We start from the raw sequence: 25348 nt of genomic DNA, 5'->3' as shown, positions 1-25348 counted from the left end.
TGTTGTTTCTCCTGTTGGCATGGTGTTCGCGTTAGCGGAAGACGACGGTGCGGGTGTTGTTGAGCAGGACCCGGTGCTGGCAGTGCCATTTCACTGCACGGGACAGCGCCTGGGATTCGGCGTCCCTGCCGACCGTGACCAGTGCATCCGGGTCCAGGCTGTGGTCCACCCGAAACACTTCCTGCTCAATGATGGGACCTTCGTCCAAATCGGCCGTGACGTAGTGGGCGGTGGCCCCGATCAGCTTCACCCCACGGTCGTAGGCCTGGTGGTAGGGCTTGGCGCCCTTGAAGCCGGGCAGGAAAGAGTGGTGGATGTTGATGGCACGGCCGCGGAGGTCACCACAGAGTTCGTTGGAGAGCACCTGCATGTAGCGGGCCAGGACAACGAGGTCCGCGTCGTACTCCGCCACCAGTTCCAGCAGCCGGGCTTCGGCTTCGGGCTTCGTTTCGGCGGTGACAGGAACGTGGATGAAGGGGAGCCCTGCAGCCTCGGCCATGGGGCGGAGGGTTTCATGGTTGGAAACCACGACGGCGATTTCGGCGCCAAGGCTGCCGGCCTGCCACCGGAAAATCAGGTCGTTGAGGCAGTGCCCGAACTTCGAGACCATCACCAGCAGCCGCTGCGGCCTGCCGTCGTGGATGGTGAAGTTCATCCCGAAGTCCTCGCCGATTGGCTGGAACGCTTCCGTGAGGACTTCGACAGTGTCCGGGACTTCGGTGTCTGCCGGTGCTCCTGCCGTGAAGGCGGTACGGAGGTAGAGATTGCCGCTGACGTGGTCATCGAACTGCTGGTGCTCCACAATGTCGAAGCCGCGGTCAGCCAGGAACGTCGTAACAGCCCTGACAATGCCTGGCTTGTCCGGGCAGGACAGGGTCAGGACGAATTCGGCCTTGCGGGTTGCGGCGGTTGCGGCACCCGCCGCGGCAGTCGCGCTGCCAGGTGAGCGGCTTTCAAGAAGAATGGTCAAGGTTTACTCCTGGGTGCTGGTGTGGGGCTTGGTAGAGGCGGATGGGGAATCGGTGGGCGCGGGATTGGCCGTAGTGGAACTGCCCGGGCAGGCGCTGTCCTCGGAGCAGCGGTCTCCGCATTCGTGCTTGGTGACCAGGTCGAACTGCGCCCCGCCATGCTGGTCCACGCCGCTGCGGATGGCGCGTTCGACGACGGAGGTGGCCAGTCGCTGCCGGAGCGACATCGGGTCGCGGCGCAGGTCCCGGACCAGGGCGAAGCACAAGAGCAGCATGACCAGCACGAATGGCAGTGCCGCAACGATGGTGATGCGCTGGAGGCCTGCCAGCGCTTCGGACGGTTTATCGCCGCCGGCCAGCAGCAGGACTGCTGCGACCGCGCCGGTGAGGAGGCCCCAGAAAATCACCAGGCCGCGCTTCGGATCTGCCGAACCGTTGGAGCTCAGTGATGACATGACCAGGGAGGCCGAATCTGCACCGGTGACGAAGAAGATCGCTACAAGGACCATTGCCAGGACGATGACAGCTGCAGTGAGCCAGTCGGGCATGGACAGGTTCTTGACGAGGTCGAAGAGCGCTCCGTCGAAGTCGATGGACGGGCTGCCGTCCGTCATGGTGACCAGTCCCGGCCGGCCCGCGGCGTCCGCTGCCTCCTGGACCTTGAAGGCGCTTCCGCCGAAGATACCGAACCACAGCACGCTGACGATGCTGGGGACCAGCAGGACGCCGGTGACGAACTGGCGGATAGTGCGCCCGCGGCTGATCCGGGCAATGAACATGCCCACGAACGGCGTCCATGAGACCCACCAGGCCCAGTAGAAGATGGTCCAGCCCGACAACCAGGTGCGCAGGGACTCATCCCCAACTGCTTCGGTGCGGGACGACATCTCCGCGAGGTCACGTGCGTAGTCACCGACGGCCGCAGGGATGAGGTTGAGGATGAACAGGGTAGGACCGGCGATGAAGACGATGATCGCCAGGACTACCGCCAGGACCATGTTGGTGTTGGACAGCCACTGGATGCCGCGACGTACGCCGGACACCGCGGAGGCCACGAAGCAGGCCGTCAGGATGGCGACGATGGCCACCAGGACTGGGGTGCCCAGCTGGCCTACCCAGCCGTTCGAGGTCAATCCGCTGCCAATCTGCAGGGCTCCGAGGCCGAGGGACGCCGCCGTTCCGAAAAGGGTGGCAAAGATGGCAAGGATGTTGATGAATTTGCCTACCGGCCCTTCCACTGTCCTGATGCCGAACAGGGAGGTAAAGGCGGCGGAAATCAGCTGCTTTCGGCCCAGGCGGTAAGTACCGTACGCCATGGCAATACCCACCACCGCGTACATGGCCCAAGGGTGCAGGGTCCAGTGGAAGATGGAGGTGGCCATCGCGGTCTGGATGGCTTCGGGCGTCTGCCCGTTCACAGTCCCAGGAGGCGGTGAAACAAAGTGGTAGAGGGGCTCAGCCACGCCGTAGAACATCAGCCCGATACCCATGCCGGCGGCGAACATCATCGAGATCCAGGAAATGGTCCGGAACTCGGGCTTTTCGCCGTCCTTGCCCAGCGGGATATTGCCCCACTTGCCCAAGGCAAGCCAGAGGACGAAGACAACAAACAATGAGGCGAGGACCATAAAGAGCCAGCCGGTGTACTCCATCACCCAGTTGAGGGCGAGGGTTGAGGTAGCGGAGAGGCTGTCCCGGCCCAGGAAGCCCCAGGCCACAAAGGCCAGGGCGAGAACGCCGGTGATACCAAAAGTTGCCTTGTCGAGGGTCAGCCTGCGGTTGCGTCGTTCAGAGACGGCCTGTTCAGCGCGGCTCTGGCGCAGTTCCTGCATAATCTGCTCGGTATCCTCCGCGTCCGCCTTCGGACCGTGGGAGGAAGGAGAGCTCCCCGTTGCAGGAACGATTTTGGGCTCCTCCAGCTCCAGAGGGGGTTGGCCATCCGGCCGGATGTCGCTGTTCAAAGCCATGTCAATTCCTTTGGTTTGAATTCATGGGCTGGCGCTGTTCAGGGGTTCGGCTTCGCCTGGACAGTGGGCCGGAGCAGGGGTCAGGCATCGATGACCAAGTCCGTCTGCGCGAGGGAGCAGCAGGGCAGGAACTTGCCGGCCGAGATTTCCCGTGCCCGGATGCCGCCCTGATGGTTCATCTCGATCTCCCCTGAAAGCTTGACGACCTTGCAGGAGCCGCACATGCCTTCCTTGCAGTTCGCGCCAATCCTGACGCCCGCGCGCTGGGCCACCTCGAGGATGTGCTCGGTCGGGTCGATCCGCACATTGATGCCGGTACGCATGAAGGACATGGTGAGGCTGCCTGTTCCCACCGTGTCGAAGCTCGAGGCGTCAGGGGAACCGGCTTCCGGCTCCCCGCCCGGGCTGTTAGCTGAGGGGTCGGAGCCGGGTGCCTCCGGTTTGAGGATCTCCAACGGCAGCCCCGATGCCTGCAGGGTCCCGTCGGCGTCGTAGCCAGGCTCGTAGAGCCCGAACGCGGCGGGCTGGCCTTCAAAGTAGTCCTCGGCGGATTCGGCGATTTCCTCGGCGATCTCCTCCGCCACGTCGGCTGCAAATGCCACCTCCGCCTGGTATTCGAGGAGGGTCTGGCGGTCTCCCGAAAAGAACTCCATGTAGATGGAAGTGTCATCGACACCGACCTTCTTGAGGAGTTCGGTGGCGGTGTTCAGGTAACCCTCGGGACCACATGCGTACACCTGGCGGCCGTTGGCGTCCGGGGCCACCTCCTCCAGCATGGCCGCCGTCAGCCTTCCACTCAGCCCTTCCCACCCGTCCGGTACACTGCGGTCGCCCAGGGAGTAGTAGACCTTGAGGCGTGAGTCCACGGAGGCGATATAGGCCAATTCCCGGTGGAAGGCGAAGCCTCCAGTATCCGACCCGTGATAGAGCACCACAACATCGGCGTGTCCGGGCAGGGAGTGGATGGTCCGCACCATGGACATGATGGGAGTGATGCCTGCGCCGGCGGCAAGCAGGAGATACCGTGCCCGCCGGTCGGCATCGGGCAGGTGAAATGCTCCCACCGGTCCCAGCATCTCAAGAACGGTGCCAGGTTTGACGTTCTCGTGCACCCATGGCGAGACCAGTCCCGTGGGGTCGCACTTGACGGTGATGCTGAAGGTCCACGGCTGGGTGGGCGAACTGGACAGCGAGTAGCTGCGGTCCACCGGTTCCTGGTCCTCGCCATTTACGGGGAATGCGACGTTCACATACTGGCCGGCACGGAACGCCAGGGGCGCACCGTCGCAGCGGCGGAACACGAAGGTCATCATGGCGCCGGCCTCGGGAACGGTCTCGACGCATTCGGCCATGAACTCCTGCGGATGCCATGGGCCCAATGCACGGGCTGCCCGGGCGGGTGTCTCAGTGCTTCCCATCACCCTGTTCCACGGCATCTCAAGACCGCGAATACGCTGTGGTTCCTGGATTGCCGCTTCAGTGAGGAGTTCCATCATGCCAAATGCTCCTGCACGCGCTGCACGTACCAGTTGATGAAGGCCTCCACCTGGTATTCGCTCTTCATGTAGGGACCGGGCTCATAGGCGGGACTGCCGGCACCCTGCTGGCATAACTCCACGAACGCCTTGTCCTGCAAGTTGGTCTGCTTCCAGGTGTAGGTGAGCTTTTCCAGGTCGTAGTCGACGCCTTCCACGGCGTCGTCAGCCACCAGCCAGGTGGTGCGTACGAGGCTCTGGTGTTCGTTGATGGGGAAGACACCGAACGTGATGACGTGGTCACCGAGGAAATGGAACCAGCTGTTGGGCTGGAGGTGCATTGAGCAGCGGCCAAGGCGGAAGTCGCGCAAGTCGCCGAGCAGCTTCTTGGAAAGCCTGCGCCCGTCGGCGGAGAACGATTCACCCTCTCCATCGAGTGATTCCCGTGAGATGCGGATTCCCGCGATGCGCGTGTCGAGCTGCTCCACCACCTCGTAGGGGAGGCCATAGCGGCGGCAACGCTCCTCGAGGGAGGACTGGGCCTCCTTGTTCCGGCCCCACACTTCCTCGAGATGGGTCGGGATCAGGCCTTCCGTCAGGCCCCAGGTGGGGAAGAGGGAGCAGGCGAGCTCGGGGTGGCCGTCGCAGTGGTAGCACTCACGGTTGTTCTCCATGACGAGCTTCCAGTTGCCCTCTTCGATGATGTTCTGCTGGTAGGCAATTTTTGTCTTCGAGAGATCATGGGGCGCCAGGTAGGGCTCAAAGATCTTCGCGGTTTCGTCGAAGTCCGTTGGCGGTTCATCCGCAATGCAGACGAAGATGAGTCCTGCGACCTCGCGGCCGTGGGCTCGCTTGAGGCCGAAGCAGCTCTTGTCGAACTTCGTTTCCCCCGGCGCGGAGGCATGGATCAAGTTGCCCTCCGGGGAGTAGGTCCAGGAGTGGTAGCCGCAGACCAGGTTTCCGGTTGACCCGGCAGCTTCGGTCAGTACGCGGGCGCCGCGGTGGCGGCATACGTTGTGCAGGACGTTCACGTCGCCGTCGTCGTTGCGCAGCACAATCAGGGAGTAGGGCCCGTAGTCGACGGTGACGTAGTCGCCCGGTTCCGGCAGTTCGGCAGTGCTGGCAGCAAAGATCCAGTGCTGCCCGAAAATGGCCTCCATGTCGATCTTGAAGATCGAGGAGTCGGTGTAGAAGGGGGCATCGAGGGAGTAGCCGGCGCGCCGGAACTCAAACAGCGCGGTGATTTCTGCCAGCTGCTCGGCAGGCAAGGAGGCAGCGAGTTTTCCGCGTGAGTTGAGGGGCACGTTCACTGAAGCAGTCATGGGTTTCCTCCCGGGAGGCAAGGGTAAGTGGGTGTTGCGTGTCAACCACGGGCGCGTAGGCTGATAGCGGCTTATGGAAGAACTTGTAATGATGAGATTAGGGTCACATCAGCTGCAATAAAAGCGCAAGATTTTGAAGATAACCATGCACAATAGGTGCATGATCGATGCCAGGCTCATCACCCTTCGCGTGTTTGCCCGCTGCGGCACCATAGGGGCGACCGCGGAGCTCACGGGCTACTCTCCCTCTGCCGTCTCCGCGCAATTGCGGGAGCTCCAGCGCGTGCTCGGAATGCAGCTGCTCACGAAGGACGGCCGGGGTGTGCGGCTTACCGCCACGGGTCGGTTTATCGTGGCCGGCTCGGATCCCCTCATTGCCCAATGGGAGAGCCTGCGCGCCGCAGCCATGGAGGCCGGCGACCAGGTGCAGCCCCATTTTGGCCTCGGCGGATTTTCCACTGCAGCCGCCCGGTTGCTCGCGCCGCTGGCCGCCACCCTGCGCACAACACGCCCCCTGCTGGAGGTACAGGTTCTTGAGGCTGATCCGGCCCGCTGCTTCGACTTGTTGATCGCGGAACGAATCGACCTTGCGGTTATCGTCGCCATGCAGTCCGACACTTATGGTGAGGACGATCCGCGCTTCGAGCAGACAGTTCTGCTCGATGATCCACTGGACGTCATCATTCCCGGTGACCATCCGCTGGCATCACGGGAAACAGCGACGCTTGAAGAGCTGGCATCGGAACCCTGGATCACGGAGGCCGCTGGTTCCACCTACCATTCCCTCTTCACCGCGGCGTTCACTGCCGTCGGGGTAACACCGCGGATTGCCCATGAAGCCGTTGAATGGGAAACCCACATCGCGTTCGTGGGCGCGGGGCTGGGCGTCGGCCTGCTGCCCCGGCTGGCGCCTTTGCATGGTGCCGAGAACGTGGTTCGGCTACGTATCACCGGTAAGGCAAAACCCACGCGCCGCATCGTCGCCGCGGTGCGCAGGGGCAGCATCGGCTCACCCCTGATTCAGGAGTCGCTCCGCATCCTGCAGGCTAATGCCAACCGGATCCTCACTGCACGTCCCGAAGAGGATATCTGAGCGCTGCCGGCGCGGGCGTCCTGCGGCTGCTTCCTTGTCCTCCACGTGGACGCTGGCGCATCAGTGGCGGGCGTAGCCCAGCCGGGCGCTGATTGTCAGGCCGGCTTCCTTCAGCCCGTCCAGGAGCCCCGGTTCCCTTTCCGGATCGAAGCGGAAAACGGGTCCGGAAACGCTGACGGCCCCGATGACAGCCCCCACGTGGTTGTAGACCGGCACCGAGATCGAATTAAGCCCGATCTCGAATTCCTCCCTGGCCACGCCATACCCCTGGCGGGCCACGTCGAGCAACTGGGTTTCGAGTTCTTTCCTGTCCGTGATGGTGCGCGGCGTGCGGGCCGGCAGCCCGGTTTCCTTCAGGATCCGTGCACGCTCGTCCGCTGGCAGCCCCGCAAGCAGGACCTTGCCGCTGCTGGTCGCATGCAACGGCGTCAAACTGCCCACCCAGTCATAGGTGGCGAGGGTGGAAGGTCCCATGGCCTGGTCCACGTTCACGGCGAAGTTGGAGCGCAGCACAGCCAGGTTGACGGTTTCCTTGAACTCTTCGGCCAGGGCTTCGAGCACCGGGCGTGCTTCCCGCACCAGGCTGAGCCTGCCGGGGATGGAACTGGCCAGGCGCAGGATGCCGAAGCCCAGCTGGTACTTGCCGCGTTCACTGTTCTGGTGGACCATCTCGCGACTGACCAGGGAGCCGAGCAGGCGGGACACCGTGGACTTGTGGATGCCCATCTCCTCGGCGATTTCGCTCACTCCGGCGTGGCCGTCCCGGGCCAGGATCTCAAGGACCGCGAGGGCGCGGTCCACGGACTGCACCCCGCCGGACTGTCCTGCCTCACCATCAGTGTCAGGTTCGCGCTCACTGTTCGAAACCATGGTCCATACTCTCAAGTAGGTTGCGGACTAAAGGTATCAACGGGCGCGTCGTCAACGCAGTCCGCTGCTGTGGGCGAGCGCGATCGCTTCGGTGCGTGAGGACGCCCCGATTTTCCGGAAGATGTTCCGGAGATGGAACTTCACGGTGTTTTCACTGATGTGCAGCTGCCCTGCTATGGCGCGGTTCCGCTGGCCGATCGCCAGTAGCTGCAGTACCTCCAGTTCCCGCTCCCCGAGCTTCCATCCCGCCACGTCCGCGAGCTGGCGGGCGGGCGGATCAAGAGGAATGGTGACGGCGACATCGGCGCCCCAGCCGGGCATCACATCCACTCCCATGCTCCCGTTTAGCACCTCAACGCGTTGGACGAGGCGCGCCATGGCCGGTGCCGACGCGGACAGTTCGCCGGGTCCGTCGTCGCGCACGTTGATAAGGAGGTTGACGCCGTCGCAATCCCACTGCGTGCGGATCCTGCGCACTCCGTCCTGGTCCACCATGGCCAGGACCAGGCCGCGCACGATTGCCCTGGCGGCATGCGCCACTTCGCCGGGAAGCGCCCGGCCGTTCACCGGCGGCTCGATGAACTGCACATCGATCCCGCTGAAGTTCATCAACGGCCGCAGGTCCTCGCGGAGGCGCTGGAAAGCGGAAGCCACGGGTTCTTCGACAAGCTCGGTGGTGCGGTCGCTGAGGGTACGGAGGCCCACCAGCGCCTTGGCGGCGACATCCGTTGCGGCCGTCCGGGCGTCGGCGTCCGCAAGCGCCGGCGACCTCAGCGCCGAGAGCAGGGTCTCGAGGGTGGTGGAGTGCTGGTCCACCAGTTCGGCCGTCACCCGGAGACGTTCCGCCGAGGCGGCGCGGGATTCGATGAGGTACGACGGCGGCGCATCAGCCACCTTCTCCCGGATCCGCCCGGCTGCCAGCCTCCAGAGGTAGCGGAGGATCCACTCCGCGTCAGACTCTGCGGCGGAGTCCCGGGGTGAGCGGCCGGGGCTGGGCTGCGGGTCCCGGCTGGGCTGCGGGTCGGGGTTGGGCCGCGGGTCCGGGTTGCGCTGCGGATCCGAGAGGACCAGCAAGGCATTGCTTGGCGACGAGAAGGCGGCGACCGGGCGCACGTCACCGCCGAACACGGCTTCACCGCTCCAGGTACCGCTGTTTCCGTCTTCGGCGAATGAGGCCCTGATGGCATCCAGCTCGGCTATGGACACCCGGCTAATGATGGCCTCCTCACCGGACTTCTTCTGCGGCCTGCCGGTGCAGTCCTCGGTGAAAATCACCAGGGCGCTGGACGTGAAGTAGGGGCCGATGGCCTCGTGCAGGCGGTGCGCTATTTCCATCAGCGGGGCTGCGGCCAGGGCGGCAACAGCTTCGAGCAGGACTGTATTGGTGCGTTCCACGTGCCCAGTGTATGGGTCGGACGGGTGAGCACCTACCCCTTTGGGTAGTCATGACCGTCCGATGATGGCGTTATACCTACCCCTCGAACGGGCGACGATAAATGGGTCACAACGTTGAGAAGGAGGTACGCGCATGAGCGCCATCGCAGAAACTGATCCAGCGGCCCTGACCGGAACATCACGGGCCTTTGACCGCAACCGGATCCTTGTCCTGGACGAGATCAGCGACGTCTTCCAGCGCGTTGACCCCGCAGAGGTCGCGGCCCTGGTGACCGAGCTGCGGCTGGCGGACAGGATCTTCGTAACCGGTGCCGGACGGAGCGGCCTTGTCCTGAAGATGGCGGCCATGCGGCTGATGCATCTCGGACTGACGGTGCATGTGGTTGGCGAGACCACGGCGCCGGCTATCCGTGCCGGTGACCTCCTGCTGGCGGCTTCCGGTTCCGGGACCACAACGGGGGTCGTCAAGGCGGCGGAAACCGCTGCGGCGCAAGGCGCCAGAGTGGCCGCCTACACCACCAGCAAAGGTTCCCCGCTCGCGGCCGCTGCCGCCGCCGTCGTGCTTATCCCGGCTGCGCAGAAGACGGACCACGGTTCGGCGCTCACGCGGCAGTACTCGGGGAGCCTCTTCGAGCAGGTGCTGTTCGCTACCACCGAAGCAGTGTTCCAAAGCCTCTGGGAAGAGGACTTGAGCGCGCCCGAGGACCTGTGGCAGCGGCACGCAAACCTCGAATAAGCCACCCACTCCCCTACCCATTGATCCAAACCTGAAAGAGAAAAAATGAAACTGCAAGTAGCAATGGATGTCCTCACCGTCGAAGCTGCACTCGACCTGGCCGGCAAAGTCGCCGAATACGTGGACATCATCGAGCTGGGCACGCCGCTGGTGAAGAACGCGGGGCTTTCGGCCGTTACCGCCGTCAAGACCGCGCACCCGGACAAAATCGTGTTCGCGGACATGAAGACGATGGATGCCGGCGAGCTGGAAGCAGAAATTGCGTTTGCCGCGGGCGCGGACCTGGTGTCGGTCCTCGGCAGCGCCGATGACTCCACCATCGCCGGCGCGGTCAAGGCCGCCAAGGCGCATAACAAGGGAATCGTTGTGGACCTGATCGGGGTCGCGGACAAGGTGGCCCGCGCGAAGGAAGCCCGGGCCTTGGGCGCACAGTTCATCGAGTTCCATGCCGGCCTGGATGAGCAGGCCAAGCCCGGCTACAACCTGGACGTGCTGCTGACCGCCGGCGGGGAGGCCCAGGTCCCGTTCTCCGTGGCCGGCGGCGTAAACCTTTCCACCATCGAGGCCGTGCAAAGGGCCGGCGCCGATGTTGCTGTGGTTGGCGGTTCCATCTACAGCGCCGATGACCCCGCCGTGGCAGCCAAGGAACTGCGGGCGGCGATCATCTAGGTTTTTTCGCTGGTTCCGGCCGGCATTGAGCGAGCCCTGATTCTGATCACGACGGCGGCCCCGCACCTTTTGGTGGGGGCCGCCGTTCTTTTGGTGCGGTACTTACCGCACGGGCTGACGAGTAGCCTACTGGTGACGCCCAAGGGCATCGCAAAACGATCAGGACGTGGGAGACAGATGAGCAACAAGAACATCGGCATCAAGGATGTGGCCGTTGCCGCCGGCGTCTCCGTGACAACTGTTTCCCATGTAATGAACGAGGTTTCCTACGCACGGATCAGCCCCGAAACCAGGGACAAGGTCAGGTCGGCGGCCGAGGAGCTCGGTTATGGACCCAACCGCCTTGCCCAGGCCCTGCGTACGCAGCGGACCGGGATGCTGGGCCTGCTCAGCGAGGATATCGCCACCGCACCTCACGCAGGCCGGATCATCCTCGGGGCTGACGAGGCCGCCAAGGCCCGGGGGTACAACCTCATGATCATCAACACCTCCGGCTCCGCAAGCCTGCAATCCCGGCAGGCCGACGTCGAGGCTTTTTTGGAACGCCGGGTGGACGGCATCCTCTACGCCACCATGTATCACCGCACTGTGGAACTTCCGGCCAACCTCGGCAGCGTGCCTTCCGTCCTGTTGGACTCGGTGGCTGCGGGCGGAAACATCACAGCCGTGGTGCCGGACGAGGAGGGCGGCGCACGCACGGCAGTGGAAGCGCTCCTCGCAGCCGGCCACACCCATATCGGCTTCCTCAACAACACTGACGACGTCCCCCCAACACACCAGCGGCTTCGGGGCTTCCGGGCCACGCTGAACGAAGCAGGGCTCGACGGCGACGCGGCACCTGTGGAGGCGGAGGTTTCCGAGGTGCACGGCGGCTATGAGGCGGCCCGGCGGATCCTTGCACGCAAGGACCGCGCTGATATGCCTACGGCATTGTTCTGTTACAACGACCGGATGGCAATGGGAGTTTACCGCGCCGCTGCGGAGTTGGGACTCACCATCCCCGCTGACCTTTCAGTGGTCGGCTTCGATGACCAGGAACTGATCGCCGCCAACCTACACCCTGGACTCACTACCGTGGCCCTGCCCCACTACGAGATGGGTGCCTGGGCCACCGAGCACCTGATTGACGCCGTCGAGGGGAAGACCGACCTTACCCTCATGGCACTCCACCCTACCCTATTTTCCGGGTAGCGGTGCCATGCGTTGACAGGGCCAATTGCCGGGCTTACGTTGTTGCTTGCCTGGGGGAAGTGCGGCGGGCAGCTGCCGCCGGGAATGGTCTTGTCGCCGAGTAGGCATTCTATTTCCAGCAATTCCTGGCAGGGCCAGCGTCCCAGACGAGGCCTCTGCCTTCCATTGGAGAACCACCATGACAAGACTGATGAGGTACTTTGGCGCGCCCACAATCGCCGTCCTGACGCTGCTCAGCGGCTCCCCTGCGGCTACTGCATCAACGGGCGATGATCCTCCGGCTGCACCACCCTGGCCTCCAGCAGACACCAACGGCGAATTCGTTCCCGCTCCTGATGAATACTATGCACCCCAGGAAGCGAAGGCTTGCGGTACGACGGTCAAGGTAACCCCCGGCGATGTCAGGAAAACCAAATACAAAGCGACGCACGCAGACGACGGCTCCATACGAATTGTTTACCGGGGCAAGGCCACCGTGGACATCACCCGCCCTGACGGCGCCACCATCGATGAACTCGATATTTCAGGGCGCACCTCACAGCATTACGGTCCAGATGGGCTGAGCGTAACTCTTAAGGTCTGGGGACCCAACATGATTTGGGCCACCAATGAGGTAGAGGTGAAGGAATTGGCCAAACAGGGCCTCCCGGCATTCCTGTACTTCAAGGCCGGAAAGCTCGCTGCCAAAGCCAAGTTTGCGGACGCTACCCAATCCTCCGTCGTTTCCCTGGACACCACCCACAACTCCGTCAAGGGAGCCCGGGACGTCTGCAAAATGCTCGACCGGGCATTGGCGGAACGCCACGGAGAGTTGGGTTAGCTGGCAGGGAAGCTAACCGCGACGGTGGTTCCGCCTCCCGGGGTTTCTGAAAGCATAAGTTCCCCGCCGTGTGCTTTCGCGATGGCGCTGCATGTGGCCAAGCCCAGGCCTGTGCCGGCGCCGTCGCCTTCACGGTGCAGCCGTACCAGTGGCTCCAGGACTTTTGCCCGGTCTTCGGGGGCGATGCCCTTGCCGTTGTCCGCGACAAAAACAGTGGAGCCGTGGTAGTTGGAAACCCCACTGATATGAATCTGAAGGTCCCGGTGGGCGCTGCGGTAGTTGATCGCGTTGGACAGAAGATTCTGCAGCAGCGTGCGCAGTTGCACCCGGTCGGCGTGGACGGTCAGATCCTGTACCTCCACAATGTTCTGGTCGGATATGCCAAGGTCCTGCAGCGCTTCACCGGCCGCTGTCCGGAGAGATACCCACTCCGGCTGGATGCAACCACCGACCTGGGAGTAGCTGAGGACATCTTCGAGCATCGCGAGCATGCGGCGCCCGGACGCGTCGATCTTGTTCAGATCATCGGCGGCACCGGGCACGGCATGAATTCCGGGATCGTCCTGCAGCATTTCCAGATAGCCCAGCATCGTGGTCAAAGGCGTGCGGAGGTCGTGGCTGACACGGCCGGCGAAACCGGCGAGCCGGGAGTTGCTCTCCTCCAGTTCGGCGTATGCCCTGTCCAGCTGGGTCGTCCGGTGCTGCAGCTCCAACAGTTCCACTACCTGCCTGGCCAGGACCTCCAACATGTCCAGTTGCGCAGAACTGAGCTCCTGGGCAACTTCGGAAAAGACACACAACGTCCCCGGCACAAACCCGGACTCCGTTTCCAGAGGAACTGAGGCGTAGAAACGGACCCTGCCGATCTCCCCGGTCACAAATGGACTGTCCGCGAACCGGGGATCCCGCGAGGCGTCTGGAACTACCGTCTTTTCTCGTGACAGGAAGACTTTGGCGCACATCGAATCATCACGGGAGCACACGCCGGGGTCCACTCCCCAGGCCCCGATCTGATGCTGGTGACCCGCGCTGATGATGTTGACTACACCGAACGGTGCGCCGCACAACTGTGTGGCCAGCCTGACCAGATTCTGCAGTGCATTCATCACCGCCGCGTTGGGCAGCAATGGCGAGTTGATGGACGGGTCAAGTCCGTACTCCAGCAGTTCAAGGTCACGGCTGATGTCGTTGCTGAAAGCCAATCGTCCTGCTGCACCTGTCATTAAGAATCCCCTGGCCCCTTCCGATACTCTCGCGATCATATCCGCACGCGTAAGGCTGGCATCTACGTGAGTCTGCAGTTGGAACACAATCAACCGGATGCGATATCGGATGTGATGGGCTGACTCGACGTCAACTTGAAGGTCATAGTGGGAGGATCGCTAGGATTCTCTATTTCCCGTGGATAGTCTGGGACAGGACACCATCCGACGCGAGGGTCAGTGAGAAAGTGATCGAAGCAGCTGCTGCGGTAATCGCCCGGAATAACGTCACCATAGCCGGCCGGGATGATGGGCCTGTAATGATGTTTGCCCACGGTTTCGGCTGCGATCAGGCTATGTGGCGGAAGGTGCTGCCCTACTTCGGTAATGATTACCGGCTGGTGCTTTTTGATCATGTTGGTGCAGGACACTCCGACATCAGCGCCTACGATTGGGAGAAGTACGGATCCCTGGACGGGTACGCGTCGGACCTGCTGGAGATTTGCGCCGCCCTTGACCTTGATGACGTCATCCTGGTGGGCCACAGTGTCAGCACGATGATCGCCGTGATCGCCGCAGTGCAGGACCCCAACCGTTTCTCCCAGCTGGTCCTGCTTGCTCCTTCACCCCGTCATACGGATGACCCGTACGACGGCTACGTGGGCGGGTTTTCGCGGGAAGACATCGAGGGCCTGCTGGCATCTCTGGACAGCAACTATTTCGCCTGGGCCGCGGCCTTGGCGCCCATGGTTATGGGCAACCCGCAGGAGCCGGAATTAGCGGAGGACCTGCGTGTCAGCTTCTGCCGGACAAATCCGGCCATCGCACGGCATTTCGCCGAGGTAACCTTCTTTTCCGACACCCGCCCTGAGCTGAAAAAGTTGCGCACCAACTGCCTGATTCTGCAGTGCTCCAACGATCGGCTTGCCCCGCTGGAAGTGGGCGCCTACCTGCACAAGAATCTGGAACACAGTACTCTGGTGCAGCTTCAGGCCACCGGTCACTGCCCTCACGTCAGCGCTCCGGAGGAAACGGCCCGGGCAGTTCTGCATTACCTCAACACCCGCTAGTGACAGGCGCCGCCGGCCCCCTCCCCGGTCAACTTTGAAGCCTTCTTTCATTACGCACCCTGCGGGTGCCTGATGACAGATGATGACGGCCGCATCACCGCGGTTAGGAACACCTTCATCGGCTGGACCGGCCACAGCCGGCCCGATCCGCTGGGCAGAAGCAGCAGTCCCTCATGCCCGCGGGGGAGGAGATCCTCTACTTCCTTAGCAGTTCTGACTTGCGGAGTCTGGGGGAAAAGGCCACAAAGGTGGAAAGAAGCAGCCCTTCGGCCAGCACTTTCCCGCTTGTTGCAAAGGCCGATAAGGACCTTATGTAAAGCTGCGATCGGGAGGGGTCCAAAAGGTGCGTGTTTCGTGGCCTTGGGAAGAGCCTGCCTTAGCCTTCGCATTCAACGCAGTAGGAATGGCCGTTGCTCTCCCGTGCTACCTGGGACCGGTGCCGGACGAGGAAACAGGAATAGCAGGTGAACTCGTCCGCGGCTTGGGGAATCACCTGCACGATGAGCTCGTCGGAGATAATTTCGCCGCCAGGTGTCAGCCCTTCATCGAGGGAATCGGCCTCGTCCAGCTCGGTGACGACGCTGCGGGCATCAGGGGCGTTCGCAGACTGCAAATCCTCCAGGGAACGGTCCTGGGATTCCTTGACGTCAGAACGGACTTCATCATAGTCGCCTGCCACGTAGGTGCTTCTTCCCTTTATCGTCTCGCTCATGCCCTTTTCTGACGAGACTGTAACGTACGCGGTTGCGCGGTTGTTCCTGACCTGCCCGCCGGCAGGTTACTCAAGGCCAGGCTGCCGCAATCTCGTGTGGCCGCCCTTCGGGAGTCCAGCCTTTGACCTACCTCTTGCCGCCCCTATTGCTGGCCCATAGGCTCATGGTGTGAGTGGCGGGGACGGCAATCCGAAAAGCGGATCCGGCCCGCGACCCGTGAAGGAAACAAGCATGGCAACAGGTACAGTCAAGTGGTTCAACGCCGAAAAGGGCTTCGGTTTCATCGCCCCCGACGACGGAAGCGCTGACGTGTTCGCACACTTTTCGGCAATCGCATCCAGCGGTTACCGCTCCCTCGACGAGAACCAGAAGGTTCAGTTCGACGTCACCCAGGGCCCTAAGGGTCCGCAGGCGGAGAACATCCAGCCGCTCTAAGCGGTTGTTAAGAAGCTGGCCGGCACCTGCTGGCCAGCTTCTTTTTGTTCTCACAACGCCAACCCTGCCTCGTCATTCAGATCGCGTTCTCTTCGGTCCGGTAAGCCCGAGACCCTTAAGACGCCGAGGCCCTCATCGGACTTCGGCTAAATGCTAGAGCTGATAGCCGGCGTTATGTAAAGCTGGGGCAGAAGCGGCTCCCTGCTGCCTCTCGAGACAGACCCCATTCCTGTTTCCAATCCTGTACCCGTGCCCGCCGTTACCGTGGAAACCCCCGCCGACGCACAAGCAGGCGAAACCGCTTAGGAGGAGCAACAGGACCAAACCGCGAAAGGGGAACAAACCAACAAAGGTGCAGGCCGCCATGACAACGAAAAGTCCAAGGCCGGCAAGCCGAACGATCACGGGGGCGGCAAAAACAAGAACTAAACAACACTCCGGCGCCGAGCAGACGCACTCAGCTCCCCCTCAACAGGAGAGATGCAGGAACGGTATTCCAGCAGCTTTCCCCGAGGAAATTAGCCAAATCATGCCAGGATTTCTAAACGACAGGTTTCGAAATCTGACAGATGAAGAGCTCGACTTTTTGGACCAGGAAGATCTCCGGGAAAATTGCACAAGCGAACGAACACCTCGGAAACGTTCAAAAGCCCGCCAAGTTTCGTGGATGCGGTAATTTCCCTCCAGCTGGTCCGTTCCCTCATTACGACCCCAATAGGCGATTAACGGTAGTGTGTTGTTCGGGCCCGAATGCCGGGCGTCCGTCCAAAATCGCCGCCTGCTCGATGCCTGCGGCGGTGCGTGATGCCAGATGGGCGTCGGTGATGATGTAAACATGGAATACGTGTCCAGGGTGCCCGATCCGCCCCTCGACGGGCTCATCGATGACCTCTATTACCTTGAGGGCGTCCCGCCGTACTCCCGGTTGATGCTGCCCGCGGCGCCCGCGCCTTTGCTCATCGTCAACCTCGGGGCGCCGTTTCTCATCCGCGCAGGCACCGACGTAGAAGCCGTGGAATACACCGACGGCTGCGCGGTCACCACGCCCACCCGTGCGTGGGAGTTCGGCTACCCAAGCCCGACCCGGTCCGTTGGCGTCCACTTCAAGCCGTGGGGGCTGGCACCGTTCCTTCCGCTGTCTGCTGCCGAGTTGTGCGATCGACCGGCATCTGTGGAGCAGATCTGGGGCCGGCCTGCTATCGCTGATTTGCGCCGTCGACTGACCCTGGCGGACGCACCGCACGAGATGCTGATAGTGCTCGAGGAAGAACTGGTGCGACGGCTGCGCGCGATCGACGGCCTGGACATCGTCCGCCACATGAGCAGCGCCATCGCAGCAACCGGCGGAGCGGTGCCGATCAGCGAACTCGGCATGGCAGCCCGCGCCAGCAGCACCTACTTGGCGAAGCGGTTCAAGGAGGTCATCGGCGTCACGCCGAAGCGCCTGGCACGCAGCTACCGTTTCACCTTCACCGTGTTGGCGATCGACGTGGCCGCACTGATCGACTGGGGCGACGTTGCCGCCCGCGCGGGCTACTTCGACCAGGCCCACTTCGTCCACGAGTTCCGGGAGTACACCGGGCTCACTCCGACCCGGTATGTCGAAGTCCGGCAACGCTTCCTACGAGAGCATCCCGACCACGCACTGGAGGGCTGGCCGCTGCCGGCCGATTGATTTCTTACAAGAGCGACCTCTCACGGGACACGAGACTTGGGACTACACACAGAGGAGGAACCAATGGGGAAAGTAGTCATGAATGCGTCGGTCTCGGTGGATGGCTTCATCGCGGCTGAGAACGACGATCCCGGTCCGCTGTTCGAATGGCTGGTCAGCGGTGACGTGCCGCTGGACGACAGCGGCGTACTAAGCGTGTCGCAAGCGTCTTACGACCACATCCGGCCCTACTGGGACCAGATCGGCGTGACGATCGCCGGACGCCACGTCTTCGACATGACGGACGGTTGGGACGGCACACCGCCGAGCGGTGTCGACCACGTGGTTGTCGTGACGCACAGGCCGCCGCCTGAGGGCTGGGACCCCAACGCGCCGTTTCACTTCGTCCACGGCATCGCGGCGGCCGTGACCAAGGCGAAGGAGCTCGCGGGTGGCCGCACTGTGGAGGTCGCTGCTGGCGACGTCGGCGGCCAGGTGCTCGCCGCAGGTTTGGTCGACGAGGTACGCATGGACCTCGCACCCGTCGCGCTCGGGTCCGGCAAGCGCTACTTCGGCTCCATCGACTCGCAGCACCTGTTGGAAGACCCAGACGTAGTTGTTCAGGGCAACCGAGTGCTTCACCTGCGCTATCAGGTGCGCCGTTAACCGTACCTGAATTTTGCGCTGCGATAGAGGCCGCAAAAGAACAGCTTCAGACACGACTCCGCTCTCGGGCCAAGCCTCCCTCGCGGGACATTCGTAGTTGAATGACACAAAGACTCCACCGGGAAAGGAACCGCATGCGCAAGGCAGCAGCAGCGGTCTGGCAGACCGTCCACTCGGAGAGGCGACGGCTCGCCGCGGATCTCTCCGAACTGTGCGATGAACAATGGCGCGTCCCGTCCCTCTGCCCAGGTTGGGATGTCCACGATGTCTTGGCGCATCTGGTGGACACGGCGCGAACCGGCCGGCTCTCCTTCGTCCGTGACCTGTTGACGGCACGCATGGACTTCGATCGCGCGAACGCGAACGGCATCGCCCGTGAGAAGCGGCAGGACCCGCAGGACACGATCATTGCGTTCAGGGAAACTGCGGGCCTCACGCGGACGCCGCCTGCGAACCTTACGACGCGTCTGGTGGAGGCCATCGTGCATGGCGAGGACATCCGTCGACCCGTGGGCATCGCCGGAAGTTGTCCGGAACCTGCGGTCGTTCAGGCCCTCATCTACCAGTTGCATACCCCCGTCTCCTTCGGCGGAGGACGTGAGCGTGCCGCAGGACTCCGGCTGATCGACCAGAAGACCGGGGCGGCCTGGGGCCAGGGAGACGACGTCCAGGCAGATCCTCTTGATCTGCTGCTCGCGGTGTCCGGGTGTCGCGTGGGCTTGGAGAGCCTCACAGGCAGCGGAGCATCCCGCCTCGCAGCCGTAGCCACGTCGGTTACACATGAATCGCGTGAACGATGAGAAGGGTCCGGAGCGATATGACGAGGTGGCAGGACGAGGACCTATGGGCGTTGGCACACGGGCCATCGCCGCCCGTAAGCCGGACTCCTCAAGCGCACCGGTTTTCCACGCGAAGGTCGACCTCTGTCGCTCCAAAAACCCCAGCAGCCTGGCGGTCTCATTACCAGCCGCAGGCGGCATATGGAGTGAGTGTACAGTAGCCGAAAGGTCAGCTAGTCGAAAGCAAAGATGACAGTGCTGCCCGCAAGCAGCCAAGAGCAGTCTTGCACGCTCGCCGAGGGCAGAGTCAATGCAGCCGCCGATCCAGCCTTTGCTCCATGCGGCGCAGTGCAGCTTCCGCAACAGCCGCTTCGCGGTGATTCGCAAATTGCTTGACTAGCAGGGGGCCTGCCGAATCCGCCTCACAGATGTCGCCGATAGCCCGCAGCGCTGACAATCGCACGCGCTCATTCTCATCTGCGGCCAGTTCGACAAGTGCGGCCGATCCCTGTGTCAGCTCCCGGTGGCGGCAAACTTTGGCGCACATCTCCCGGACTCGCCAATGCTCATCACTGAGACCACCAATGACAGGTGGGGCTGCTGGCTCGCTCCACACATAAAGGAAGGCTCTCGCACCCCAAACCCTGCTCCAGTACGGCGCCCAACCCGCCGAACCGCCAAGCAGACCGACATCAAGATGCTCCTGAACGACCTGTCCGGAAAGCAGCGACACCGCCCAGCCAATGACTTCGGCCTCCCCGTACTCCTGCACCGCGCTCTCAATCAAATACCTGCGGATGAGGCCTCATTCCTTAATTCTAGGAATGAGGCGGAGCTTAGCTGCACGGGCGCCACTTGGGTCAGCCGGAGAAACACCACGTAGGGACCAAGCCGAAATTAGGACTGGTTCCGTGATTTTTTCTGGCGCCATCAGCACCCCCGACAGCGGCTCCGAACACGTCCTGGCCGAGGAGAAGTTGCCAAAGCTGAGGGCATTGTCTGCGGTTATCACGACAGGGGAAGTCGACCCCGACAACCCCTATGCCTGTCTCCATGAATCAGCGATGGCACCGCTTCGCATGGGCGAGGCACCGCTGGCTGAGGTCAGCGGGGCGGGCTGGACCCGGGAGAACTGCTCAAACTGTTGGGCCGTTACAGGCCGCCAAACAGCGAACCCGGCAAGACCAGCCCCGTGGACGCCGGCTGAAATACGGGCCCTGAGGTGGAGGGCTGTCGAAGGCAGCCCAGTGCTTGTTTTTCACCCGCGCGGCTGGACAGGAGGCATGGGATTGCGTACATTCGAAGTGGCAAGCGTCACACAGCGTGTGACGCTCCCCCTTTTGGGCCGAGTGCAGGGCCCTGAGGAGTACCGCTGGAGCCTGCTGGCGGACAGATGCACACCGGGGAAAGAGAGCCGACATGGCCCCCTCGCATTTCACTACATTCCTGGCACAAGCCACCGTCCCTGTATTCGACACGGACTGCCCCTGACCGCCGACTGCCTTTACGGCCTGTACGTCAGCTGGTGTTCCTGCAGGGGATGGACGCAAAACCCGACATCACTTTCCGTGCAGCAATGCACTGCCGCGACGTCGACGTTCACGACAGCCGGCTGCGGAGGGTGGGCCCGGCGGCCGCGTACTATATCCATCCGGCGGATCAGAACGCTGAAACAGCGGGACACCAATAAAACGCAACATCCGGGGCTGAAGCACCCGCGTCGCCCCTGCACCCTGATCCAGCAACGGTGCATTGCTCCATAATTCAGCCAGTCGGCAACCTGCGGTTGCCGCGCACGAAACGGTGACAACCATGAGAATTTCCCTTCCCCAAGCCTATGAACTCACCGCAGTAACCGGGAAAATGATTACCCGCCTCCTCACCGAGGAGGATGCTTCCAAAGCAGTGCAGTCCCTGGCCTACGTCCTGAAGGACTCGATCCCGAACTCGGCAGGAGCCGGGGCGTCAATCATCGACCCCCGCGGCCGCAGCGAAAGCACCGGCGCCACCGATACTGTCGTGCTCCGGGCGGACAAACTGCAGTACGAGCTCGGCGAGGGACCGTGCCTCAGCGCCTGGGCCGAACAGCGCCCCATCATCATCCAGGACACCCAAGAAGACGTTAGGTGGCCGAGATGGACTGCGGCGGTGGCGGATCTTCCCCTCCGTTCCGTTCTCAGCGCACCGCTGACCGCTGGGGGAAGAGAAATTGGTGCGCTGAAGGTCTACTCCCCCCTCCCGCTGGCCTTTGATGACAACTCGGTCTTCCAGATTGAGCGGCTCGCCAGCCCGGCCGCGGTCCTGCTCGGCCACGCCCGGGACCGGGAAGCTGCACAACGGATGAGCGAAGAAATGGCAGAGGCCCTGACCCGCAGAGACCTGGTTTCAAAAGCGCAGGGGATCCTGATCGAGCGCATGAATATGAACTCACAAGAAGCTTTAGCCGTGCTGTTGGCCCGCTCACGTGGAGAGGGCACACCACTGCATGACGTAGCACGGGATATCCTCCAAAAGGCCAGCCGCGAGCAGGAGGCAGGAGCGGGGCCCCGCTGACCTCATTGTGCCCACAAACGTGGTCCGGAAACTCGTCTAGGAGGGAACACCTGTGCTGACATGCGGCGGCGAAACGCGTGCCTGAGTACACAATGCGTGAATACATCAATACATCCTGCGCTGTACTTTGTGGGTTATGGAAACGCTGATGCAGGCGCCCGTGCTGGCCAGGTTCGGGTACGCGGTGTCAGACCCGCGACCCGTCCGGGGCAATCCACGGCGAGGACGACACCAATCAGGTCTTTAATAGCGCGGCCCAGCCGGGCATCTGCCAGCTCATATCGGCTCCGCCGCCCGTCAGGAAGGGCAACAAGCAAGCCGCAACCGCGCAAGCACGTCTGCAGCCCTGGCGTTTATGTTTTGGTGATCCCGTCGAGCACTTTGTGCAGTCCCCACGCGTATTGCTCGGTGGAAACGTACCCGGCCATGATCCTTGCCGCTCCGGCGGACAGCGGGAAAGTGCCGGCTGGTATCGCCGAAAAACCCTCCAGCCGGGAGGCAATCCTTTCGTCTTCCGAACTCCCCCCGGGCCTACCACCAAGTTCTGCCGCCTCCAGGGCTATCGAGCCGAAGACGTAGACGATCAGCAGGTACGAGGCTTTCGCGGCCTCCTCAGCCTCCAGCCCGGAATCCCGAAGCGTTTCCATCAGGTGCTCATTCAGCGCAAGGGCCCGTGGACCGTCCATGGGGCCGCCGATCATCAGGTTCACCGCTCCGGGGTGGGCGGTGAGCCGTTCCCTGAGTTCCAACGCCAGGGATTCAATCCGCTGGCGCCACGGAACGTTGCGGTCCGAAAATATTGCCAGGTCCACCTGGCCCAGCAGGTGCTCAACAATGGCTTTGACCACGGCCGCCTTATCGGGGAAGTACGTATAGACGGCGTTCGGCGCGACCCCGACCCGGGCCGCGATCCCCCGCACGGATGCCGCGCTTACACCCCCTTCATCCAGGAGCTCGAGAGCGGCGCCCATGATCTCGTCCTCCGTCAGGGTGCGGCGGGGACCGGGCCGGGAACTGCGTGCCTGCGTGGTCATGAATTCCTCTCTTGACTTTCTTCTGTACAGCGTACACTATTTGTACAGCGTCCAATTTGTACGCCGTACAGGACTAGGCAGGAAGACGGCCATGAACACTACCCCAGCTCCAAAGATCCGGATCGCCACAGGCGGGCTCTTTGCCCTCAGCGCCCTCGCGTTCGCGGCAGCGGCCACGGCCCTGTCGGTGATGTTCGACTGGCCGGACGTGCTTCGCGAGCCGGCCGAGGTGGTGCTGCCTGCCTTTACCGCCGGTGGACCCGCCCTCATCTGGGCTTGGTTCGCCGCGGCTTGGGCCTACGGGCTCCTCGCCATCCCGGTCCTGCTCCTGCCGGCGGCACTGGGCCTGCAGGGGAACCAGGCATTGAAGGTGGCCACCTATGCCGGAGCTGCCTCCGTTCTCCTGTCCCTCATCGGGTTCCTGCGCTGGGTGTTCGTGGTCCCGGCACTGGCCAGCAGCTACGCGACAGGTGACGGGCAGACCAAAGCAGCGGTAGCCGCTGCATGGACGGCACAGCACCAGTTCGGCGGCGCGCTGCTGGGCGAGCACCTGGGCCAACTGCTGGTGATCGCCTGGTCCGTCGCTGTCAGCATCGTGATCCTGCGCAGCGCAATTCTTCCCCGATGGGTCGGCGCCGCCGGCCTCATCACCAGCAGCATCTACCTGCTCAACCAGGGCGACATCCTTGCCACCGCTGTGCCCGGATTCCCCGTCTGGGACCTCGCCGGCCTGATCGGCAGCACCGGTTGGGGCCTCTGGATCGCCGTGCTCGGCATCGGCATCCTGCTCAAGCGATCAGAGGCTGCGAGTCCCGCTCCTACCCCGCACATCCACACTGCCCTGCACGGCATTGCCTAAGGAACTGACATCATGCGCCACACGAAGACTCCGCGGGCAATCACTATCCGGGCCTGGCTGTTATGGACGACGAGTTCCCTGGCCCTGCCGGTGGGAGGCTACGCCGGCACCATCATCACCGGCCGCATCGATGACCTGCTTTCAGCGGCCATTGGCGGGGCCATCGCCGGACTCGTCATCGGAACCGGGCAGGCACTGGCCAGCAGCCACAGGGTCAGGGCAGCCTCCTGGATCCTGGCGACCATCCTGGGCATGAGCGCCGGACTGGCCCTGGGCGGCGCCGCTGTAGGCTACCGCACCGCCCTTGTTGACCTTGTCCTGATGGGAGCGCTTAACGGGCTGGTCCTGGGCGTCGTTCAGGCGCTTGCCCTGCCCCGGCGATTGGGCCGGCGCCGGTGGGTCTGGGCAGCTGCCATGCCTGCCCTGTGGAGCCTCGGCTGGACAGTCACCACCCTGGCCGGAATCGCCGTTGATCAGCAGTTCATCGTGTTCGGCGCCAGCGGAGCCGTCCTCGTCACCGCCCTCACCGGCCTCCTCCTGAACCGGCTGCTGCCGGTCGCAGCGTCCAAGCAGCCCACTATTACCCCGAGCACGGCCAAAGTTCACTCATGACTACCGGCCTGCACGTCATTTTCGGCTCCGGCGCCATCGGACTGGCCACCTTGGACGGCCTGCGCCGCCGGGGCCGCACCGTCCGCATGGTCAACCGCTCCGGCAAAGTGCAGGTACCCACCGACGTCGAAGTTGTGGCCGGTGACGCCGCCGACCCGGTCTTCGCTGCCCGCGCAGCCCGGGATGCTGCAGTCGTCTATCAGACGATGAACCCGCCCTACCACCAGTGGAACGCGCATTTCCCCGCTCTGCAGGCCGGGGTGCTGGCGGCCGCTGAAGCCACAGGCGCCCGGCTGGTCAGTATGGAAAACGTCTACATGTACGGGCGCCCGGCAGGACGCCCACTGACCGAAGACCGAACCAACAACGCCCACACGGCCAAGGGACGGCTCCGCGCCGCCATGGCAGCCGAACTCCTTAATGCCCACCAGGCAGGCCGCGTTGAAGTTGCCATCGGACACGCTTCGGATTACTTCGGCCCCCGCGGCGGAGCACAATCAAACCTCGGCGACCGCGTCTTCCCTGCAGCTCTGGCCGGGAGAACCAGCACGGTACTGGGCGACCGGCACCAACCGCACACCTACACCTACATCCCTGACATCGGTGAAGGCCTCGCCGTCCTGGGTGAACACCCGGACGCGCCCGGCGAAATCTGGCACCTGCCCAACGACCCCCACACGCGCACCACCCAGGAACTCGTCGACACCCTCTACCGTCAGGCCGGCCAACAGCGCACCAGGATCCGGACGGTCCCGCCAGTGCTCCTGCGCGCCCTGGCCCTCACCAGCCCCGTTGTGCGGGAACTCCTCGAAATGCAGTACCAGTTCGAAGAACCTTTCATCGTTGACAGCAGCAAAATCACCACAAGGCTCGACGTCACAGCCACTCCCCTGGACCAGGCCGTCGCTGAAACACTCCTTAGTTACGCCAATCTCAGTCAGCCCTACGCGGAACGAGCACGATCATGAAACGCAAAAACATGATGCCAATGGCGGGCAGGACAGTAGTCGTCACCGGTGCCACCGGAGGGATCGGTAAGGCCACCGCGCATGGACTGGCTCTGATGGGGGTCCACGTCGCCATCATCGGGCGCGACCCTCAACGCACCGAAGAAGCGCGCCTGTGTGCGCATCCGGTGACCTGACCAGCCGGTAGGGGCCTTGGAAGGCACCTACCGGACGTCCCAGTGGTAGTTGGTGTCCCACTGCCAGGAGGCCCATACCGCGGCACCGGGGCAGATGGCTCTGAACAGGACGGGGACTGCC

At 63.2% G+C, this 25348-nt stretch carries 25 protein-coding genes and 1 pseudogene; 15 read left to right on the top strand and 11 right to left on the bottom strand.

Annotated elements, in window-relative coordinates; genetic code table 11:
• Positions 1-31: 31 nt before the first annotated feature.
• From purU to M1D32_RS01455, 4 genes are all read right to left on the bottom strand, one after another.
• Entirely contained in the window at positions 32-970 is a 939-nt protein-coding gene (purU, locus tag M1D32_RS01470; RefSeq protein ID WP_458780607.1) for a formyltetrahydrofolate deformylase, read from the bottom strand.
• Between the two features lie 3 nt (positions 971-973).
• Positions 974-2935 (bottom strand): BCCT family transporter, encoded by a 1962-nt coding sequence (locus tag M1D32_RS01465; RefSeq protein WP_458780606.1) that lies wholly within the window; start codon positions 2933-2935, stop codon positions 974-976.
• 80 nt (positions 2936-3015) lie between these two features.
• On the bottom strand, positions 3016-4431 hold the full coding sequence (locus tag M1D32_RS01460) for a ferredoxin reductase (protein ID WP_458780605.1): 1416 nt from the start codon (positions 4429-4431) through the stop codon (positions 3016-3018).
• Positions 4428-5732: an aromatic ring-hydroxylating oxygenase subunit alpha gene (locus M1D32_RS01455; protein WP_458780604.1), complete on the bottom strand. Its 1305-nt coding sequence runs from the start codon at positions 5730-5732 to the stop codon at positions 4428-4430. The genes M1D32_RS01460 and M1D32_RS01455 overlap by 4 nt, the downstream gene beginning before the upstream one ends.
• A gap of 160 nt (positions 5733-5892) precedes the next feature.
• Between M1D32_RS01455 and M1D32_RS01450 the strand changes: the two genes are divergently transcribed.
• The gene (locus M1D32_RS01450) at positions 5893-6825 is read left to right on the top strand and encodes a LysR family transcriptional regulator (RefSeq protein WP_458780603.1); all 933 of its coding nucleotides are present in this window, start codon (positions 5893-5895) and stop codon (positions 6823-6825) included.
• A 60-nt stretch (positions 6826-6885) separates the two neighbouring features.
• Here the strand turns inward: M1D32_RS01450 and M1D32_RS01445 are convergent, their stop codons facing one another.
• Complete coding sequence (locus M1D32_RS01445; RefSeq protein ID WP_458780602.1) at positions 6886-7695, bottom strand: IclR family transcriptional regulator; 810 nt, start codon at positions 7693-7695, stop codon at positions 6886-6888.
• A gap of 51 nt (positions 7696-7746) precedes the next feature.
• The gene (locus tag M1D32_RS01440) at positions 7747-9030 is read right to left on the bottom strand and encodes a helix-turn-helix transcriptional regulator (RefSeq protein WP_458782254.1); all 1284 of its coding nucleotides are present in this window, start codon (positions 9028-9030) and stop codon (positions 7747-7749) included.
• Between the two features lie 193 nt (positions 9031-9223).
• Between M1D32_RS01440 and hxlB the strand changes: the two genes are divergently transcribed.
• From hxlB to M1D32_RS01420, 4 genes are all read left to right on the top strand, one after another.
• Positions 9224-9826 carry a 6-phospho-3-hexuloisomerase gene (gene hxlB / locus M1D32_RS01435; protein WP_458780601.1) on the top strand — a complete coding sequence of 201 codons (603 nt, stop codon included), beginning with the start codon at positions 9224-9226 and terminating at the stop codon, positions 9824-9826.
• Between the two features lie 45 nt (positions 9827-9871).
• Positions 9872-10495: a 3-hexulose-6-phosphate synthase gene (hxlA, locus tag M1D32_RS01430; protein ID WP_458780600.1), complete on the top strand. Its 624-nt coding sequence runs from the start codon at positions 9872-9874 to the stop codon at positions 10493-10495.
• 177 nt (positions 10496-10672) lie between these two features.
• Positions 10673-11686 carry a LacI family DNA-binding transcriptional regulator gene (locus tag M1D32_RS01425; RefSeq protein ID WP_458780599.1) on the top strand — a complete coding sequence of 338 codons (1014 nt, stop codon included), beginning with the start codon at positions 10673-10675 and terminating at the stop codon, positions 11684-11686.
• Between the two features lie 178 nt (positions 11687-11864).
• On the top strand, positions 11865-12506 hold the full coding sequence (locus M1D32_RS01420) for a hypothetical protein (RefSeq protein WP_458780598.1): 642 nt from the start codon (positions 11865-11867) through the stop codon (positions 12504-12506).
• Here the strand turns inward: M1D32_RS01420 and M1D32_RS01415 are convergent.
• Entirely contained in the window at positions 12503-13729 is a 1227-nt protein-coding gene (locus M1D32_RS01415; protein ID WP_458780597.1) for a sensor histidine kinase, read from the bottom strand. The two genes, M1D32_RS01420 and M1D32_RS01415, sit on opposite strands and share 4 nt — an antisense overlap.
• A 227-nt stretch (positions 13730-13956) precedes the next feature.
• On the opposite strand from M1D32_RS01415, the gene M1D32_RS01410 reads away from it, so the two are divergent.
• Positions 13957-14778, top strand: a complete 822-nt coding sequence (locus tag M1D32_RS01410) for an alpha/beta fold hydrolase (protein WP_458780596.1) — start codon at positions 13957-13959, stop codon at positions 14776-14778.
• Positions 14779-15154: 376 nt separating this feature from the next.
• On the opposite strand, the gene M1D32_RS01405 is transcribed toward M1D32_RS01410, so the two are convergent.
• The gene (locus tag M1D32_RS01405) at positions 15155-15457 is read right to left on the bottom strand and encodes a DUF4193 domain-containing protein (RefSeq protein WP_458782253.1); all 303 of its coding nucleotides are present in this window, start codon (positions 15455-15457) and stop codon (positions 15155-15157) included.
• 265 nt (positions 15458-15722) lie between these two features.
• On the opposite strand from M1D32_RS01405, the gene cspE reads away from it, so the two are divergent.
• The 4 genes from cspE to M1D32_RS01385 all read left to right on the top strand — a co-directional run bounded on the left by cspE (position 15723) and on the right by M1D32_RS01385 (position 19046).
• The gene (cspE, locus tag M1D32_RS01400; protein WP_104046164.1) at positions 15723-15926 is read left to right on the top strand and encodes a transcription antiterminator/RNA stability regulator CspE; all 204 of its coding nucleotides are present in this window, start codon (positions 15723-15725) and stop codon (positions 15924-15926) included.
• A gap of 835 nt (positions 15927-16761) precedes the next feature.
• The gene (locus tag M1D32_RS01395) at positions 16762-17601 is read left to right on the top strand and encodes an AraC family transcriptional regulator (RefSeq protein ID WP_458780595.1); all 840 of its coding nucleotides are present in this window, start codon (positions 16762-16764) and stop codon (positions 17599-17601) included.
• A gap of 63 nt (positions 17602-17664) precedes the next feature.
• A complete protein-coding gene (locus M1D32_RS01390; RefSeq protein WP_458780594.1) occupies positions 17665-18246 on the top strand; it encodes a dihydrofolate reductase family protein in 582 nt (193 codons plus the stop codon).
• 134 nt (positions 18247-18380) lie between these two features.
• The gene (locus M1D32_RS01385) at positions 18381-19046 is read left to right on the top strand and encodes a maleylpyruvate isomerase family mycothiol-dependent enzyme (protein WP_458780593.1); all 666 of its coding nucleotides are present in this window, start codon (positions 18381-18383) and stop codon (positions 19044-19046) included.
• A gap of 286 nt (positions 19047-19332) precedes the next feature.
• On the opposite strand, the gene M1D32_RS01380 is transcribed toward M1D32_RS01385, so the two are convergent.
• Positions 19333-19812, bottom strand: coding sequence for a HEAT repeat domain-containing protein (locus M1D32_RS01380; protein ID WP_458780592.1), 480 nt, complete (start codon positions 19810-19812; stop codon positions 19333-19335).
• 1025 nt (positions 19813-20837) lie between these two features.
• Here M1D32_RS01380 and M1D32_RS01375 point away from each other — a divergent pair.
• The gene (locus M1D32_RS01375) at positions 20838-21578 is read left to right on the top strand and encodes a GAF domain-containing protein (protein WP_458780591.1); all 741 of its coding nucleotides are present in this window, start codon (positions 20838-20840) and stop codon (positions 21576-21578) included.
• Between the two features lie 134 nt (positions 21579-21712).
• Here M1D32_RS01375 and M1D32_RS01370 read toward each other — a convergent pair.
• Both M1D32_RS01370 and M1D32_RS01365 read right to left on the bottom strand, forming a co-directional pair.
• Positions 21713-21916, bottom strand: a pseudogene (locus M1D32_RS01370) (hypothetical protein); the annotation flags it as partial.
• 15 nt (positions 21917-21931) lie between these two features.
• Complete coding sequence (locus M1D32_RS01365; protein ID WP_458780590.1) at positions 21932-22612, bottom strand: TetR/AcrR family transcriptional regulator; 681 nt, start codon at positions 22610-22612, stop codon at positions 21932-21934.
• A gap of 91 nt (positions 22613-22703) precedes the next feature.
• Here M1D32_RS01365 and M1D32_RS01360 point away from each other — a divergent pair, with 91 nt between their 5' ends.
• From M1D32_RS01360 to M1D32_RS01345, 4 genes are read left to right on the top strand one after another with little or no spacing between them, the layout of a single operon-like run.
• Complete coding sequence (locus M1D32_RS01360; RefSeq protein ID WP_458780589.1) at positions 22704-23471, top strand: DUF4386 domain-containing protein; 768 nt, start codon at positions 22704-22706, stop codon at positions 23469-23471.
• Between the two features lie 12 nt (positions 23472-23483).
• Positions 23484-24083, top strand: coding sequence for a hypothetical protein (locus M1D32_RS01355; RefSeq protein ID WP_458780588.1), 600 nt, complete (start codon positions 23484-23486; stop codon positions 24081-24083).
• Positions 24080-25051: an NAD-dependent epimerase/dehydratase family protein gene (locus M1D32_RS01350; protein WP_458780587.1), complete on the top strand. Its 972-nt coding sequence runs from the start codon at positions 24080-24082 to the stop codon at positions 25049-25051. The genes M1D32_RS01355 and M1D32_RS01350 overlap by 4 nt, the downstream gene beginning before the upstream one ends.
• Complete coding sequence (locus M1D32_RS01345; RefSeq protein ID WP_458780586.1) at positions 25048-25227, top strand: SDR family NAD(P)-dependent oxidoreductase; 180 nt, start codon at positions 25048-25050, stop codon at positions 25225-25227. Before M1D32_RS01350 ends, M1D32_RS01345 begins: the two co-directional genes overlap by 4 nt.
• Positions 25228-25348 lie beyond the last annotated feature (121 nt).

The sequence above is a fragment of the Arthrobacter sp. D3-16 genome (assembly GCF_054408515.1).
This window is presented reverse-complemented; position numbering and strand designations above follow the sequence as displayed.